Source organism: Neisseria dentiae (genome assembly GCF_024580525.1).
In the GTDB taxonomy this organism is placed as follows: Bacteria; Pseudomonadota; Gammaproteobacteria; order Burkholderiales; family Neisseriaceae; genus Neisseria; species Neisseria dentiae_A.
Window position 1 is genome coordinate 1 of sequence record NZ_JANIKQ010000017.1, and the last position, 15562, is coordinate 15562.

At 56.4% G+C, this 15562-nt stretch carries 17 protein-coding genes and 1 pseudogene; 10 read left to right on the top strand and 8 right to left on the bottom strand.

The features are described 5' to 3' along the window. Positions 1-150, top strand: a 150-nt coding sequence (locus tag NQ012_RS10035) for an integrase core domain-containing protein (protein WP_257065795.1), incomplete at its 5' end; no start/stop codon positions are given. Positions 151-263: 113 nt separating this feature from the next. Here the strand turns inward: NQ012_RS10035 and NQ012_RS10040 are convergent. Next, on the bottom strand, positions 264-428 hold the full coding sequence (locus NQ012_RS10040; RefSeq protein ID WP_257067476.1) for a hypothetical protein: 165 nt from the start codon (positions 426-428) through the stop codon (positions 264-266). A 144-nt stretch (positions 429-572) separates the two neighbouring features. On the opposite strand from NQ012_RS10040, the gene NQ012_RS10045 reads away from it, so the two are divergent. The 4 genes from NQ012_RS10045 to NQ012_RS10060 all read left to right on the top strand — a co-directional run bounded on the left by NQ012_RS10045 (position 573) and on the right by NQ012_RS10060 (position 3807). Next, on the top strand, positions 573-1874 hold the full coding sequence (locus tag NQ012_RS10045) for a PHB depolymerase family esterase (RefSeq protein WP_257067477.1): 1302 nt from the start codon (positions 573-575) through the stop codon (positions 1872-1874). 18 nt (positions 1875-1892) lie between these two features. After that, a complete protein-coding gene (locus NQ012_RS10050; RefSeq protein WP_257067478.1) occupies positions 1893-2363 on the top strand; it encodes a tetratricopeptide repeat protein in 471 nt (156 codons plus the stop codon). A 26-nt stretch (positions 2364-2389) separates the two neighbouring features. Then, complete coding sequence (locus NQ012_RS10055) at positions 2390-2713, top strand: hypothetical protein (protein ID WP_257067479.1); 324 nt, start codon at positions 2390-2392, stop codon at positions 2711-2713. Between the two features lie 173 nt (positions 2714-2886). Continuing rightward, positions 2887-3807, top strand: a complete 921-nt coding sequence (locus NQ012_RS10060; protein ID WP_257067480.1) for an alpha/beta fold hydrolase — start codon at positions 2887-2889, stop codon at positions 3805-3807. A gap of 151 nt (positions 3808-3958) precedes the next feature. On the opposite strand, the gene NQ012_RS10065 is transcribed toward NQ012_RS10060, so the two are convergent. Then, positions 3959-4630 carry a cytochrome b/b6 domain-containing protein gene (locus tag NQ012_RS10065; RefSeq protein ID WP_257067481.1) on the bottom strand — a complete coding sequence of 224 codons (672 nt, stop codon included), beginning with the start codon at positions 4628-4630 and terminating at the stop codon, positions 3959-3961. A 128-nt stretch (positions 4631-4758) separates the two neighbouring features. Between NQ012_RS10065 and NQ012_RS10070 the strand changes: the two genes are divergently transcribed. From NQ012_RS10070 to NQ012_RS10080, 3 genes are all read left to right on the top strand, one after another. Next, positions 4759-5664 carry an NAD(P)H-hydrate dehydratase gene (locus NQ012_RS10070; RefSeq protein ID WP_373566649.1) on the top strand — a complete coding sequence of 302 codons (906 nt, stop codon included), beginning with the start codon at positions 4759-4761 and terminating at the stop codon, positions 5662-5664. A 174-nt stretch (positions 5665-5838) separates the two neighbouring features. Beyond that, complete coding sequence (locus NQ012_RS10075; RefSeq protein ID WP_257067482.1) at positions 5839-6720, top strand: cupin-like domain-containing protein; 882 nt, start codon at positions 5839-5841, stop codon at positions 6718-6720. A gap of 178 nt (positions 6721-6898) precedes the next feature. Next, positions 6899-7420 (top strand): C40 family peptidase, encoded by a 522-nt coding sequence (locus NQ012_RS10080; RefSeq protein ID WP_257067517.1) that lies wholly within the window; start codon positions 6899-6901, stop codon positions 7418-7420. Positions 7421-7496: 76 nt separating this feature from the next. Here NQ012_RS10080 and NQ012_RS10085 read toward each other — a convergent pair whose 3' ends face one another. The 6 genes and pseudogenes from NQ012_RS10085 to NQ012_RS10110 form a co-directional block, all read right to left on the bottom strand. Then, entirely contained in the window at positions 7497-8552 is a 1056-nt protein-coding gene (locus tag NQ012_RS10085; RefSeq protein WP_373566650.1) for a sulfate ABC transporter substrate-binding protein, read from the bottom strand. 366 nt (positions 8553-8918) lie between these two features. Further along, entirely contained in the window at positions 8919-10367 is a 1449-nt protein-coding gene (gene gtfA, locus NQ012_RS10090) for a sucrose phosphorylase (RefSeq protein ID WP_257067484.1), read from the bottom strand. Between the two features lie 256 nt (positions 10368-10623). Then, positions 10624-10770: pseudogene (locus tag NQ012_RS10095) on the bottom strand (lipoprotein signal peptidase). A gap of 30 nt (positions 10771-10800) precedes the next feature. Then, positions 10801-11583 (bottom strand): malonyl-ACP O-methyltransferase BioC, encoded by a 783-nt coding sequence (bioC, locus tag NQ012_RS10100; protein WP_257067485.1) that lies wholly within the window; start codon positions 11581-11583, stop codon positions 10801-10803. Beyond that, positions 11573-12730, bottom strand: coding sequence for an 8-amino-7-oxononanoate synthase (gene bioF / locus NQ012_RS10105; protein WP_257067486.1), 1158 nt, complete (start codon positions 12728-12730; stop codon positions 11573-11575). The genes bioC and bioF overlap by 11 nt, the downstream gene beginning before the upstream one ends. Before the next feature lie 97 nt (positions 12731-12827). Beyond that, positions 12828-13022, bottom strand: a complete 195-nt coding sequence (locus NQ012_RS10110) for a lipoprotein signal peptidase (RefSeq protein WP_257067518.1) — start codon at positions 13020-13022, stop codon at positions 12828-12830. 67 nt (positions 13023-13089) lie between these two features. On the opposite strand from NQ012_RS10110, the gene NQ012_RS10115 reads away from it, so the two are divergent. After that, complete coding sequence (locus tag NQ012_RS10115) at positions 13090-14469, top strand: MATE family efflux transporter (RefSeq protein ID WP_257067487.1); 1380 nt, start codon at positions 13090-13092, stop codon at positions 14467-14469. Next, a complete protein-coding gene (gene murB / locus NQ012_RS10120; RefSeq protein ID WP_257067488.1) occupies positions 14469-15506 on the top strand; it encodes a UDP-N-acetylmuramate dehydrogenase in 1038 nt (345 codons plus the stop codon). The genes NQ012_RS10115 and murB overlap by 1 nt, the downstream gene beginning before the upstream one ends. Positions 15507-15562: the final 56 nt, after the last annotated feature.

Below are 15562 nucleotides of genomic sequence, written 5' to 3' on the forward strand. Positions count from 1 at the left end.
GACAAGCATCCGTTTAAGGATTCGGCACACCGGCAAAAAGAGTTATGTCGTTTTGTTAACTTTTATAACACCGTCAAGCCCCACAAGAGCCTGAAAGGCGACACCCCTTTTGAGGTTTTACAGGCTTATTTTTCTCAACCTGTTGTGTAAACAACCCGACCATTTCCTACACCTTACATTCTCGCATATCAAACGCAACACTCAAATTCCGGCGGCAAGAGAGCCGGTAAAAACAAATCAGACGGCCTTGGAATCACGGCAGTTTAGCGTGCCGATGCCATCGCATCTTTAATCCCATTCACCACTTCAATCGCAAAATGCAAGGTATGGCCGTCGGCAATCGCTTTCGGGGCGTTTTTCGGGCACCGGAAAGTGGATTTTTGGCGGAAGCCGTTTTCGGGTGGAGCGAGCTCGTGGATTGCGCCCAAACAAACCCGTGTATCATCGCTTCTAAAAAAACGCTTTACCCGTCAAGGTGTAAAGTTTTCAGACGGCCTAATCCCTAACCCGATAGCGCCGTCCCGAGAGGTGTATAATCTTCCCGTTTCAAATTTTTCAGACAGGAATTGTTGATGCCCTCACGCCGCGAATTTTTATTAACCGCCGCCGGCGCCGCCCTTGCCGTGGGCGCACCGGTTTTCGCCCGCGCCGCCGCCAATACCGCCAATGCGCCGACCCAAGCCACCGCCGTTACCCAAGTGTTCGGCGACGGCGTGAAGCTGATGGCCGTTGCGCTGGCCTACCCCGAAGCGGTCGACACCGCCGCACTGAATGCCAAAGATTTCAGTGTGGCCGGGCGCACCGTCAGCAAAGTATTCGCCGCCCGGTCCGTCGGCTTGACGCCGTCTGAAAGCGGCAGGTTTGTGATTGTGCAGCTTGCGGAAAACGATGCCGATACTTCCTTGCAGGAAGATGTGTACGAAGGCAGCCCCGAAGAGGCCAAGCCGCAGATGCAGGGCGGCAAGCCCAACTGGGTGGCGGGGCAGAAAATGAAAAAGACCATCCGTTTCAAAGACGCTGCGGCCAGCATTACTGCCAACGGTAAAACCCTGAACACCGCCGCCGTGGCCAATCTGGTTGTCGACAGCTTCCGCCAAGCCGAATTTCAGGATGCGGCAACCGGCAAAACGTTGAAATACAACCTGTTTGTTCCCGAAAACACCACGCAGCGGCTGCCCTTGGTGCTGTTTATGCACGATGCGGGCGTCACCAGCGAACAAACCCGCGCCACGCTGTTTCAAGGTTTGGGCGCGGTGATTTGGGCAGACCCTGCCGAGCAGGCCAAGCGCCCCTGTTATGTGCTGGCACCGCAATACGACGAAATCATCGCCGATGATGACTGGCGCACGTCCCAATATCTCGATACCACCATCAACCTCATCCGCCAACTGATGCGCGAACACAAAATCGACCCCAAACGCCTCTATGCCACCGGCCAGTCGGGCGGCTGCATGACCGCCACCGCCATGAACATCAAATACCCGGATTTCTTCGCCGCCAGCTATCTGGTGGCCGGCAAATGGGGCGCGGATTTGGTGGCGCCGATGGCGAAAAACACAGTGTGGTGGATGGCATCGGAAGACGATTTAGGCGCTTTCCCCAGTTTCAACGCCATTACCGAACGGCTGCAACAGCAAGGCGCAAAAATCAGCCGCGCTGTGTGGGACGGCAAATGGAACGCCGACCAATACCGCTTCGCCTACGACGATTTAACCGCCGAACGTGCCCAAATGTATTACACCGTCTTCGTGAAAGACAGCGTGTTCCGCCCAACCGACAGCCGCCAAGGTGCCAGCGGGCACCGCAATACCTGGCGCATCGCTTACAGCATCGAACCGATACGCGAATGGCTGTTTGCCCAGAAAAAAAGATGATGGATAAGGATCATGCCGATGAAAAAATGGATATCCGTATGCGCCTTGGCACTGGCCGCCTGCGCCAACCAAACCCCCACCGGCAGCCGTGAAGCGCCCAGCGCGCAGCACGAACAGGCGAAAGCCGTGTTCGACCAAGCGCTGGCCGCCTATAACGCGCAAGATTACGCCGCCGCCTTGCCCCTGTTCCGCCAAGCCGCCGCGCAAGGCTTTTTCAAAGCCGACCGCTATATCGGCCTGGCCTATCTGAACGGCTACGGTGTTGCCCAAGACCCCGCGCAAGCCTTTGCCGCCTTTAGCCGCGCTTCCGGCAAAGACATCACCGGCCAATACTGGCTGGGCTATTGCTATGAAAACGGCATCGGCACGGCCAAAGACATGCAGCAGGCGGTGTATTGGTATCAAAAATCCGCCCAACGCGGCGACCATGTTTCGCAGCCCGCAATCGATGCCTTGCAACGGCTGGGCATTGCCGTGGTGAAACAGTAACCTTCTCTCGCAATCAGGAACCCATCATGACCGACCCGACCTTCAAACAACTGCTGGCGCAGGCCGAACGCATCCGCCAAGGCTACCACCGCCTCGAAGATCAACACCACGGCTCGCGCTGGACGGTGGAAGAAGATGCGCTCGCCTTTCTCACCGATGCCGCACTAGTCGGCCGCCTGACCATGGCGCAACAGCAGCGCTGGCCGGCCAGCAACAGCGAAGGACAACTGGAACACAAGCTCGCCGAATGCGTGTGGTGGCTGATGGTGCTGGCCAAACGCACGGATATAGACCTTGCCGCCGAATTGGACAAATTCATGGGCGAAACGGAAGGCAAAGTCTGCCGTTAAAACATCACCGGATGCGGCAGATATGATTCCTTGCCCTTATGGTGTTTTCTGATAAACCGGCGGAATAAAGGCCATCTGAAAATGTAGAATCCGGCTATACGGCAATCAAACCTAATACCGATATTTTGTGAGAAAAGCACAATACGATATGTAATCATGCAAGGAGAAGCAACATGAAATGCTCGTTCAAAAAAATCAGTGCGGCGTTGAAGATAATGCTGGTATTGTCTTCGGCTTTTGCCCATGCGGAGCAGCTGCGTTATTTCGGGCAACAGGCAAATGCCTACCAAAGCAGCCGGCCCTACGGTTTCAACCCGCAGGCGGGGCATTTTATCCAAACCGGCGACACACGGATTTATTACGAAATATACGGCAAGGGTTCGCCGGTGGTTGTATTGCACGGCGGAATGGTCGGATCCACTTTGGAAATGGGGCAATTCATTGACCAACTGGCGAAAAACCATCAAGTAATTGCCGTTTCCACCCGCGGGCATGGCCAATCCGAAAGCGGCACCAAACCGCCCACTTACCTACAAAAAGCCGACGACTTGAATCGGGTGCTGGCAAAAATAAACGCACAACCAGTAGATATTATCGGCTTTAGTGACGGCGCATATACCGGCTATTTTTTCGCCCGACAATATCCCGCCAAAGTGAAAAAACTCGTTGCCATCGGCGCCGGCGAATGGAAAAAAGGAGCACGTAACTTCAACCTTACGCTGGAGGATTTAAAGAAACTCGATGCAGCATATTGGCAACAGCAAATCCGTTTGCGCCGCAGTAGCGAGGCAGCAATCAATCGGGATTTGGCCGCCATGAATGCCTATTATAATAGCGTTAATCTAGATACCCGCTTTTTCTCTAAGATTGCCGTGCCAACCTTACTGGTTGTTGGGGAACTCGATCAAAATGCACCGTTGGATAGCGTTATTTCCGCTTATAAAGCCATGCCAAACGCACAGCTTGCCGTTATCCCCAACGCTGCCCATCCCGTTTTCACAGAGAACTTCCCTGCCGTGTGGGCGGTAGTCCAACCGTTTTTAAACGGTAAATCAACAGTAAAAAGCACGAGGCAGCCTTCTAAAAACCATTAAACACCTAAAACAAATAGCTGATTATTTAAGCAGTTGAAACCAAAGTTTCGATTTCAATTATTAAGATATTGATTAATAGGATTTTTAACGAAAAGGCCGTCTGAAATAATTTTCAGACGGCCTTTATAACACTCCGGTTTTTAATCAGGCTTTATCCGCCCGCCGAACCGATAAACAACACACACGCCACAACGGCAGCGGCAACAGCCAAAGCCGCCGCCAGTTTTCCGCCGCCTGCAAACGACAGCGCAGGCAGTTTGCCCTCGATTGATTTGTAACCGGTGATCATGGGCTTAATCAAATCGTGTTTTTTCAGAAATTTATAAATGAAAATCGTGGCAACGTGTATGCAGATTAACGCCAGCAGCACATTGAAAAAGGTAACGTGCACGGTGCGTAACGTGCCGCCCAGATCGTCACCTACCAAACCGTTCAGATAACCGCTGTTGGTGAAGGTGTTTTCATCGTTGGCAAACAAGCCTGTCGTTACCTGAAACAGCACCGCCGCCAGCAGGGCCAGCACCATCAGCGCGCCCAGCGGGTTGTGGCCGGGCTGTTCGTTTTCGCTGATTTCGCCTTTGAGATAGCGCACAATCTGCCCCGGCCCGCGCACGAAGTTGGCGAAGCGCGACGTGTCGCTGCCCCACAAACCCCAGCAGATGCGGAACACAATCAGCCCCAATATCAGCAGCCCCACGCGCAAATGCCATATCAAAAGGTTGCCGCCCGTTTCGGCGCTGTACCACATAAAGGCAATGGCCAACACCAGCGTCCAATGGAAAAGCCGCGTGGGCCAATCCCAAACTTTCAGTTTTTGCTTCATAATCCGCTTTCGTTCTTATATGATGGTTTTATGGTGGTTTGTGCCGTTTTCAGACGGCCTTCCCATAAGCATTCGGCCGTCTGAAAACTTTTTGCGGTTTAATTTTAATAGATTTACGCACAGGAATCATGATGTTTTCAAGCCCTTACCAAAGTAAACGTTTTGCCGCCCAGTTGGAAGCCGCTGCCCGCTTCCCGCAGCTTTTCGTGCCGCGCACGGCCGAGAGCCATAAAGGCACGCACGGCACGCTGGCAGTTATTGGCGGCGCGGCGGGCATGAGCGGCGCCGTGATTCTGGCCGCCGTGGCCGCCATTTATAACGGCTGCGGCAAAGTGTGGGCAGGTTTCAACCAAAGCGCCCTGCCGCTTCCCGTTATTCCCGAGCGCCCCGAAATCATGCTTTCGACCGCGCCCGAGCTGCAAAAACGCGGCGACATCAGCGCTTGGGTGCTCGGCTGCGGTTTGGATTTGTGTGCAAACGCCCTCGCTGTGCTGCACACCCAGCTACAGCTTGCCGACGGCAACCCGCTGTTGCTCGATGCCGATGCCCTCACCCTGCTGGCCCGCCACCCCGAAGCAGCCGCGCAGGCAGGCAAACGCGGCAATCTGATTCTCACTCCCCACCCCGCCGAAGCCGCCCGCCTGCTCGGCACTTCCACCGCCGATGTGCAGGCAAACCGCGAACAGGCCGCCGTCCGCATCAGCCGCCTGTTTAACGCCTACACCGTGCTCAAAGGCCGCCACACATTAGTGTGCGCTCCCGACGGCAGCCTGCTCCACACCAACCGCAGCGGCAACCCCGGCCTGGCGGCGGCAGGCAGCGGCGATGTGCTGAGCGGCATCATCGGCAGCCTGCTGGCGCAAGGCACTACGCCCGAGCAAGCCGTTTGCGGCGGCGTGTGGCTGCACGGTGCCGCAGCCGATGTGTTGAAAGATTCCGAAACCGGCGAAACCGGCATGCTTTCCGGCGAACTCGCCCCCGCCGCCCGCTGGCTGCGCAACCGCATCACCGAAGCCCTGCATCCGCAAGGCTAAACCGCAAAACACCGAGGCCGTCTGCACGGCAAACGTTTTTCAGACGGCCTTCGCAACCTTTCATATTGATTTCATGCAAAAGCAACGGTTTTTTACTGTGCCGGCAGTTTGCGCTGCCGCAAAATTTTAATAAAATCGCCGTTTTGATATTTTCAAGCAACCGAAAACAACAGCATGGGCTTCAAACTAACCCCGATCGACACGGTCGACGACATCAGCCGCGAAGAATTCCGCGAAAAATACCTCAAACCGCGCCGCCCGCTTGTAATCAGAAACATGAGCAAAAGCTGGCCGGCCTATGAAAAATGGTCGCTCGACTACATGAAAGAAGCCGTGGGCGACATCATCGTGCCGCTCTACGACAGCAGCAAAGCCGACCCCGCCGCGCCGATTAACGCCGCCAGCGCCGAGATGAAGTTCAGCGACTACATCGACTTAATCAAACGCGAGCCTACCGACCTGCGCATTTTCCTGTTCGACCCCATCAAACACGCCCCCTCCCTGCTCAACGATTATGTGTTCCCCAAAGACCTGATGGGCGGTTTTCTCGACAAATACCCCACCATGTTTTTCGGCGGCATAGGTTCCGAAACCTTTCTGCACTACGATATCGACATGGCGCATATCTTCCACACCCATTTCGGCCGCAAACACATCATTTTGTTCGACTACAAATGGAAAGAGCGGCTCTACCAAATCCCGTTCGCCACCTACGCGCTCGAAGACTACAGCGTAGAAGCCCCCGATACTGCCCGCTTCCCCGCACTCGAAGGCGTGGAAGGCATAGAATGCCATCTAGAATACGGCGACACCCTGTTTATGCCCACCGGCTGGTGGCACTGGATGAAATACCTCGACGGCTCGTTTTCCCTTTCGCTGCGCGCATGGGACGAAAGCTGGGCGGTCAAAGCCCACAGCGTGTGGAACCTCACCGTACAGCGCAAATTCGACAACTTCATGAAAGCGCGCTACCGCCAACGCTATATGGGCTGGAAAGAGCAACTCGCCGTCAAACGCGCCGACAAAGCCCTGGCAAAAGGGCTGCCGCGCCGCTGACAACATCGCGGCAGGCGCAACGCAATAGCAGGCCGTCTGAAAACCCCGCCGGCAACTTTTCAGACGGCCTGCCGCTTATTAATCACTTATTGCACAGAAAAACATTTCCACACAAACCCAAACGCGCCGGCAGGCACTAAATCAAGTTACCACAGGCTAAGGAACCTTCATGCCCAATATCACCCCCATCCTGCGCACCGCCGCACTCGCCGCCGCCGCTTTCGCCCTCGCCTCGTGCGGCAGCACCTCTTCGCCGCGCAGCAAACCCAAAACCCACGCCGCCAAAAGCGTGCAGCCCGTGCGCATCAAACACATCAGCCAAGAAGACGGCGGCCGCGAGCTGATTCTGCAAAGCATGGATTTGGTCGGCACCCCCTACCGCTGGGGCGGCGCCACCGACAGCGGCTTCGATTGCAGCGGCATGATCCAATACCTCTACAAAAACGCCCTCAACGTCAACATCCCACGCACCTCGCGCCAAATGGCCGAAGCCAGCAAAAAAATCAGCCCGGGCAAGCTCAAAAGCGGCGACTTGGTGTTTTTCAACACCTCCGGCCGCGGTATCTCCCATGTGGGGCTGTATATCGGCAACGGCGAATTTATCCACGCCCCTCGCTCAGGCAGCACCGTGCGCACCGAACGGCTCGACAAACCTTATTACGCCCAGCGCTTTGTGAAAGCCGGCACGTTTTTCGATTAGGCGCGGCAAATAAAACAGGCCGTCTGAAACGTTTCAGACGGCCTGTTTTATTTTCAGGATTACGGTAAAAACCCTGTTATTTCTTGGCCGACAATTGATCTACCACTCCGCCGTCGGCAAAGTATTTCTTCATGATTTCCTCCCACGAACCGAACACATCGTTGGGTTTGAAGGTTTCAATGGCGGGGAAATCGGCCTTATGTTTTTCGAGCACCGCCGCATTGCGCGGGCGCAGGTAGAGTTTGGCGGCCAATTCCTGCGCCGGTTCGCTCCATAAATAGTTCAGGTATTCGCCTGCCGCCGCTTCGGTGCCTTTTTTCTCAGCCACGCCGTCCACCACGGCCACGGGGCTTTCCGACAGAATGGTGTAGCTCGGATACACGATTTCAAACTGGTTGGGCGCCAGCACGCGGCTCACGTGGTTGGCTTCGTTTTCAAAGGTAATCAGCACGTCGCCGATGTTGCGCTGGGTGAACGTGGTGGTGGCGGCACGGCCGCCGTTTTCAAACACGGGGGCGTTTTTCAGCAGCTTGGCGGTAAATTCTTTGGCTTTGGCTTCGTCGCCGTTATTGGCTTTGAGCGCATAACCGAATGCGCCGAGAAAGGCATAGCGGCCGTTGCCGGTGGTTTTCGGGTTGGCAATCACGATTTGCAGGTTGTCTTTGGCCAAATCCGCCCAATCGCGCACTTGTTTGGGGTTGCCTTTGCGCACGAGGAACACGGTGGTGCTGGTGAACGGCACGGCGTTATCGGGCAGGCGGCTGCGCCAGTCGGCCTTCACCAGCCCTTTTTTCTCTAAAAGCTCGATATCGGAAGTTTGGTTCATGGTAACCACATCGGCCTGCAAGCCGTTGGCTACGGCCAGCGCCTGTTTGCTCGAGCCGCCGTGCGACTGCTGCACGCTGATTTCGGCGCCCGGATGTTTGGCTTGATATTCTTTGATAAACAGCGGGTTGTATTCTTTATAAAAATCGCGCGCCACATCGTAAGACACGTTTAAAAGCTTGATGCCGTTGCCGGCTGCGCTTTGGTTTTCAGCGGCGGAAGCGGATGCGGCGGGCTTTTCTTCGGCTTTCGGCGAACAGGCCGACAGGGCCAGGGCGGTTCCGAACAGTGCGGCAAAAGAAAACAGGCGGGTTGCGGTCATGATGGTTCCTTAGCGGGAATATTAACGGCGCTACTTTATACAGGCCGTCTGAAAAAAGGAAAGAATGCTTGGTTTTATGCTTGTCGTATTTGGTTATATAGCCGATGCCTTAAATACCTTAAGGCCGTCTGAAAGCCCGAACCGCAATTTATGCGGTGCTGGTGCTTTCAGACGGCCTTTACGGTTGTTATAGTGAATCCACTTACTCCATTACGGCGTTGCTGCGCCTTAGCTCAAAGAGAACGATTTTGTAAGCCGCTAAAGCGGCAACAGAATCGGTTCCGTACTATTTGTACTGTCTGCGGCTTGCTGCCTTGTACTGAAGTAATTGAATTCACTATATCGAACCTTTTACAGCGTGATTTCTTTGCTCTCACCGTTCACGGTTTCGGTGATGGTGAAGGTTTTGTCGCCGGTGTTGGCAACCAGTTTCGCCGATACGCCTGCGGCGGCATTGTTCCACACGATTTCCAGCTCTTTTTCGCCCAGCGCTTTCACGGAGAACTCACCGTCGAAGGCTTTGGAAGTGTTGCGGAATTTCAGCAGGTTGAAAAGCTGCTGCACCACGGGGCGTTTCACGGTTTCGTCGATTTCGGCCAAAGAATAGTAGTGGCGGTTGATGTTGCGGCCTTCTTTGGTTTTTTCCAAAAGTTCGATGTCGTTTTCGCCGGCAAGCAGGCCCACATAATAGATTTGCGGGATGCCGGGGGCGAAGCATTGCAGCACGCGCGCCAGAATATAGGCTTGGTCGTTGTTGCCCAAAGCCGAATAGTAGGTGCAGTTGATTTGGTAGATGTCCAAATTATTGTATTCGGCGCTGGAATATTTTTTCTTCACGTTGGCGCCTTGGGCGTAAAGGGCTTCGCGGGTGGCTTCGCACTCTTCGTCGGTCATCAGGTCTTTCACATCCACCACGCCGATGCCGTCGTGGGTGTCGAGAGTGGTGAACTGTTTGCGCGGGCAGATTTCCATCCAATGCACGAGGCGGTCGACATTGCCGCTGAACAGGGTGTGCAGCACCAGCATGGGCAGGGCGAAATCGTAAACGTAATAATCATGCTCGGCGATTTTGAGCTGGATGGTGTAGTGCTCGTGGATTTCCGGCAGCACGGTAACGTTGTGCGCGTCGAGCACATCGGTGCATTCTTTCAGGGTTTCCCAGATTTCCGGCTCCACGAAGAAGCAGTTGGTGCCGATTTTTTTGTTGGCATAGGCGAACGCGTCGAGGCGGATAATCGCCGCGCCCTGTTTGCTCAGAAATTCGAGGTTGTCTTTGATGAATTTTTTGGTAACGGGGTGGGTAACGTCCAAATCGACCTGCTGCTCGTCGAAAGTACACCACACTTTTTCGCTGGTGCCGTCAGCAAATTCGGCCATACGGTAAGGCGCGCGCGGTTTGCGCTTGTAGATTAAATCCACCTGCTCTTCGGTAGGCTCGCCGTTGGGCCAGAATTCTTTATAACGGATAAACAGGTTACGCCATTCGGAATCGTCTTTTTTCTGTTGGAAGTCTTGGAAATAAGGCGATTGGGCGGAAATATGATTCACCATGAAATCGAACATCAGGTAGTAATCTTTCGCCAGTGCGTTCACGTCTTCCCAGCCGCCGAATGCGGGGTCGACTTTGGTGTAGTCCATCGGTGCGAAACCGCGGTCGCCGGAAGACGGGAAAAACGGCAGGATGTGCACGCCGCCGATCACGCCCTTCATGTGTTTTTCCAATACGTTTTTCAAATCTTTCAGATTGTTACCCAGGCTGTCGGCATAGGTAATCAACATGGCTTCGTTTTTCACTTGCATGATTTTCTTCCTGTAGTTAAATGTCGTTGGGTTGCGCTTTTATCGCATCATGCCCGGCGGGTATGACACCGATGTCAGTTTTGTGGCACATCATATCAAACTCTCGGCAGAAATCAATTAGTTTAGTTTAATGAAAACGTTAGCCGGCAAGACTAATTGATGTAAAACAAACTTCGGCCATATCCGCACGGGGCGGCGCGGGCTTGATATGTAATTTCATTCCCCGATATGGCGGCAGGCCGTCTGAAATATTCTTTCAGACGGCCTGAGACCTTTGCAAAACCTCCAGATGTGGATGCAGTTCAAGGCGTAGCAGCGCAGCGAGTGCAGACATAACATAGAGTTAGGCAAGCGAGCGAGCAGCACACAACGAAGAAATGCACCGCAGATGGGGGTTTTGCAAAGGTCTCGGCCTGCCGTTTGCCGCACTGTTTCAATCCCCCGCCAATATATAAGCGATCCGGTAATCCAAAGGCAGCAGGCCGTCCGGGCGGCGCAGGGTTTCATAGGCCGCGCAAAACCGCTGCCAACGCCGTTTGCCGGTCAAACCCTTGTTTTCACGGTTGCCGATGTGATTGGCGCCGATGTTTTTCAAACTGCGGAGTAAGTCTTGCAGATCGGCGAAGGTTTGGGTGTGGGTGCGGGTTTCGGTTTGGGTGTGCGCAAAGCAGCCGAAAGCGCGGCGGATTTCGGCCTCGCCGAGAAACGGGTTGGTGTGTGCGTCGCTGTCGGCCGCCCGCCAGGCACCGCTCAACTGGTGCAGGCTGCCCTCGACGACGGTGGCGGTGGCCACCATGCCGCCGTTGCGGGTTACGCGCCGCATTTCGGCGGCGGCGGCGGAAAGGTCGCACCATTGCACGGCCAGGCTGCTGAAGCAGGCATCGACGCTGTTGTCGGCCAGCGGCAGCCGTTCGGCGTCGGCCAGCAGGCAGCAAGCGGCGCGGCGGTGGCGGGCGGTGTGGCGCAGCATGCCTTCGGCCAAATCGAGGGCGATAACGGTTGCGCCGCGTGCCTGCATCTCTTTGCCGAACCAGCCGCTGCCCGCGCCGATATCGAGTATGGTTTTGCCGTGAAGGCCGTCTGAAAAGCGTGCTTCGAGCATGGCGAGCAGACGGCCGCCCACTTCGCGCTGCAAGGCGGCCGCTGCGTCATAGGTGGCGGCGGCCTGGCTGAATGCGCGGGCGATTTGCTGTTTGTGCGGGGTTTCAGACGGCATCTTGCAAACCTTTGACCAATGCTTCGATATGCTGCGTTTCGTGGGCTGCGCTGAGAGTGATGCGCAACCGCGCCTGCCCTGCCGGCACGGTGGGCGGGCGGATGGCGGGCACATAGAGGCCGCGGCGGCGCAATGCTTCGGCGGCGGCCAGGGCACTTTCGTTGCTGCCGCACAAGAAGGGTTGGATGGCGGTTTCGGACGGCAGCAGGCGTTCTGCCAAACCGCCCTGTGCCAAGGCCGTCTGAAAAAAACGGATATGCTGTTGCAGCTTGACGCGCAAACCGTCGGCAGCTTTGATGCGCTCGATTGCGGCGGATAAGGCGGCGGCCTGCGCGGGCGGAAAGGCGGTACTGTAAATCAGGTGGCGGGCGAATTGAACGAGATATTCGGCCACGGTGCGGCTGCACAACACCGCCGCGCCCATCAGCCCGGCGGCTTTGCCGAAAGTTACCACCAGAATATCGGGCTGTTCGCCCGCCTCCGCCGCGCTGCCCCGCCCCTGCGGGCCGCACACGCCGAAACCGTGGGCGTCGTCGATCAGCAGCCAAGCGTCGTATTGGCGGCACAGGGTGTTCAGACGGCCTATGTCGGCCTTGTCGCCGTCCATGCTGAACACGCCTTCGCTCGCCACCAATACACGCCTGCCTTGCACGGCGGCCAACTGCTGCTCCAGCACTTCGTAGCGTTGGTGGGCGAAACGGCGGTAAACGGCGGGGGAAAGGGCGGCGGCCTCCTGCATCGAGGCGTGGCAGAGTTTGTCGGCCAGCAGCACGTCGTCTTTGCCCAGCAGGCCGAGCAGCACGGCCTGATTGGCGGCATAACCGCTGGGAAACAGCAAGGCGCGTTCGTAACCGAGCCAGCCGGCAAGCTGTGTTTCCAAATATTCGTGGGCATCGGTGTGGCCGCTCACCAACGGCGAGCCGCCGCTGCCGCAGCCGTAATCCGCCAGCGCCTGCTGCCAGGCAGCAATCACGGCGGCATCGCGGCTGAGGCCGAGATAATCGTTGCCCGCAAAGTTCAGATAACGCACGCCGCCGCTTTCCAGATAAGGCGGAGCGGTATCGGCACGGCGCACTGTGCGGCGGCGGTAGGCCTGCGCTTGGGCGCGCGCTTCCAATGCGGCTTGCAGGTGGTCGTTCCAATTCATTGCGGGCAAACGTTGCGGGCGGTTTTAAAGCGGCAGAGTGTGTAATGTTTCAGACGGCCTGTCAATTGCAAATCCGCCCGAAACGGGGCTTTTTTTGTTACACTACACGCCGCGTTTTCAGACGGCCGGTCCGATGGGGTAAAGGCCGAGACCTTTGCAAAACCCCCAGATGTGGATGCAGTTCAAGGCGTAGCAGCGCAGCGAGCGCAGACATATCAGATAGATAGGCAAGCGAGCGAGCAGCGCACAACGCAGAAATGCGCCGCAGATGGGGGTTTTGCAAAGGTCTCAGGCCGTCTGAAAACTTTAACGACGCTTAAAATTTCCGGCTGCGCCCTGCCCTATACACAACCGAACCTATGCTTCTCGATTTAAACCGCTATTCTTTTCCCGTTTTCAACAAAGAAATCAAAAAACTCTCCCTGCTGGCCCTGCCCATGCTGCTGGCGCAGGTGGCGCAGGTGGGCATCGGTTTCGTCGATACGGTGATGGCCGGCGGCGCGGGCAAAGACGATTTGGCGGCGGTGGCGCTGGGCAGCAGCGCGTTTGCTACCGTGTATATCACCTTTTTGGGGGTGATGACGGCGCTCAACCCGATGATCGCCCATCTGTTCGGCGCGGGCAAAACCACCGAAGTGGGCGAAACGGGGCGGCAGGGCATCTGGTTCGGCATCATGCTGGGGATTATCGGTATGCTGCTGCTGTGGGCGGCGGTGCCGCTGTTCCAGCATTTTCTGACCCTGAGCGACAAGGTGGAGCGGATGATGGGGCATTATCTGCTGTTTGTGGGCCTGGCCATGCCTGCCGCGATGGTGCACCGCGCCCTGCACGCTTATGCCTCCAGCCTCAACCGCCCGCGCGCGATTATGGTGGTGAGCTTTTTGGCGTTTCTGCTGAATATTCCGCTTAACTATATGTTTGTGTACGGCAAATTCGGCATGCCGGCACTGGGCGGCGCGGGCTGCGGTTTGGCCACGGCGCTGGTGTTTTGGTTCAATGCGGCGGTGTTGTGGCTTTATGTGGCCAAACAGTCTTATTTCCGCAGCTTTGGTTTAACCGCCCGTTTCAGCCGCCCCCATGCCGGCGCTTTCGGCAGAATCTGGAAGCTGGGCGCGCCCATCGGTTTGTCGTTTTTTCTCGAGGCAAGCCTGTTTTCGTTTATCGTGTTTCTAATCGCCCCGTTGGGCGAAGACTATATCGCCGCGCAACAGGTGGTGATCAGCCTCACCGGTGTGATTTATATGATTCCGCAAAGCGTGGGGGCGGCGGGCACGGTGCGGGTGGGCTATTCGCTCGGCCGCGGCGAATATGTGCGGGCACGTTATATTTCGGGCGTGTCGCTGGTGCTGGGCCTGGTGCTGGCCGCACTGACCGCCGTGCTGCTGGTGCTGCTGCGCTATTCGCTGGCGGGCATGTACACCGACGATGCCGCCGTGTTGGGCATCGCCGCTGCCGTGCTGCTGTTTGCGGCGGTGTTCCAGCTTGCCGACAGCACCCAATGCGTGGCTTCTTATGCGCTGCGCGGCTATAAAATGACCAAAGTGCCCATGCTGATACACGCGTTGGCGTTTTGGGGATTCGGCCTGCTGCCCGGCTATGCGCTTGCCTACGGCTTGGATATGGGCATTTACGGTTTTTGGACGGCGCTGGTGCTGTCGCTTTCGGTGGCGGCGGTGCTGCTGGTTTGGTATTTGGAATGGTGCAGCCGCAAAGAAGCGGCGCGTAAAAGGATGTTGTGATGCAAGTGATGCACGATGTGGATTTAACCCCGCTCAACACGTTCGGCCTCAAAGCCCGCGCGCGTGATTTTGCGGTGCTGGAACATGAAAACGACCTGCACGAAATCGTGAAACTGCCCGCATTCGAGCGCGAAAGCGTGCTGTGGCTGGGCGGCGGCAGCAATATTCTGCTGATGCGTGATTATCAAGGTTTGGTAGTTCATGTAAAAAACAAAGGAATCCGCGAACTTTCCCGTTCAGACGGCCTCGTTTATATAGAAGCGCAGGCGGGCGAAGTGTGGCACGACTTCGTGCTGCACACGCTCGAAGCGGGCTTGAGCGGGCTGGAAAACCTGAGCCTGATTCCCGGCAGCGTGGGCGCGTCGCCCGTGCAGAACATCGGCGCCTACGGCGTGGAAGTGAAAGACGTGATACACAGCGTGCGCTGCTTCGATTTGGATACCCGCACCTTTGTTACGCTCGATAACGCCGACTGCCGTTTTTCTTACCGCGAAAGCCTGTTCAAACAAGCGGGCAAAGGGCGGTATGTGATTACCGCCGTGGTGTTCGCCCTAAGCGAAACCTTCCGCCCCAATGTGCGCTACGGCGACTTGGCCGCGGTGGTGGAGCAAGCCTGCGCGGGGCGCAAAATCACGGCGAAAGACGTGTCCGACGCCGTGTGCTTTATCCGCTCGAGCAAACTGCCCGACCCCGCAACACTGGGCAACGTGGGCAGCTTTTTCAAAAACCCCGTGGTAGATGCGCAAACGGCGCAGAAACTGCTGGCGCAGCATCCCGCCATGCCGCACTACCCGCAGGCCGACGGTTCGGTCAAGCTGGCCGCAGGCTGGCTGATCGACCGCTGCAACCTCAAAGGGTTCCAAATCGGCGGCGCGGCCGTTCACAACAAACAGGCGCTGGTTTTGGTAAACAAACAACAGGCAGAGGCACAAGATGTTTACGCATTGGCGCAACACATCTGCCGCACCGTGCAGCAAGCCTTCGGCGTGGCTTTGCAGGCAGAACCCAACTGGCTGCCGGCAGATTTTCATGCGTGAAACCACACACAGGCCGTCTGAAAAACAAGAAGTTTTAGAGCATAAATACTTTTTAT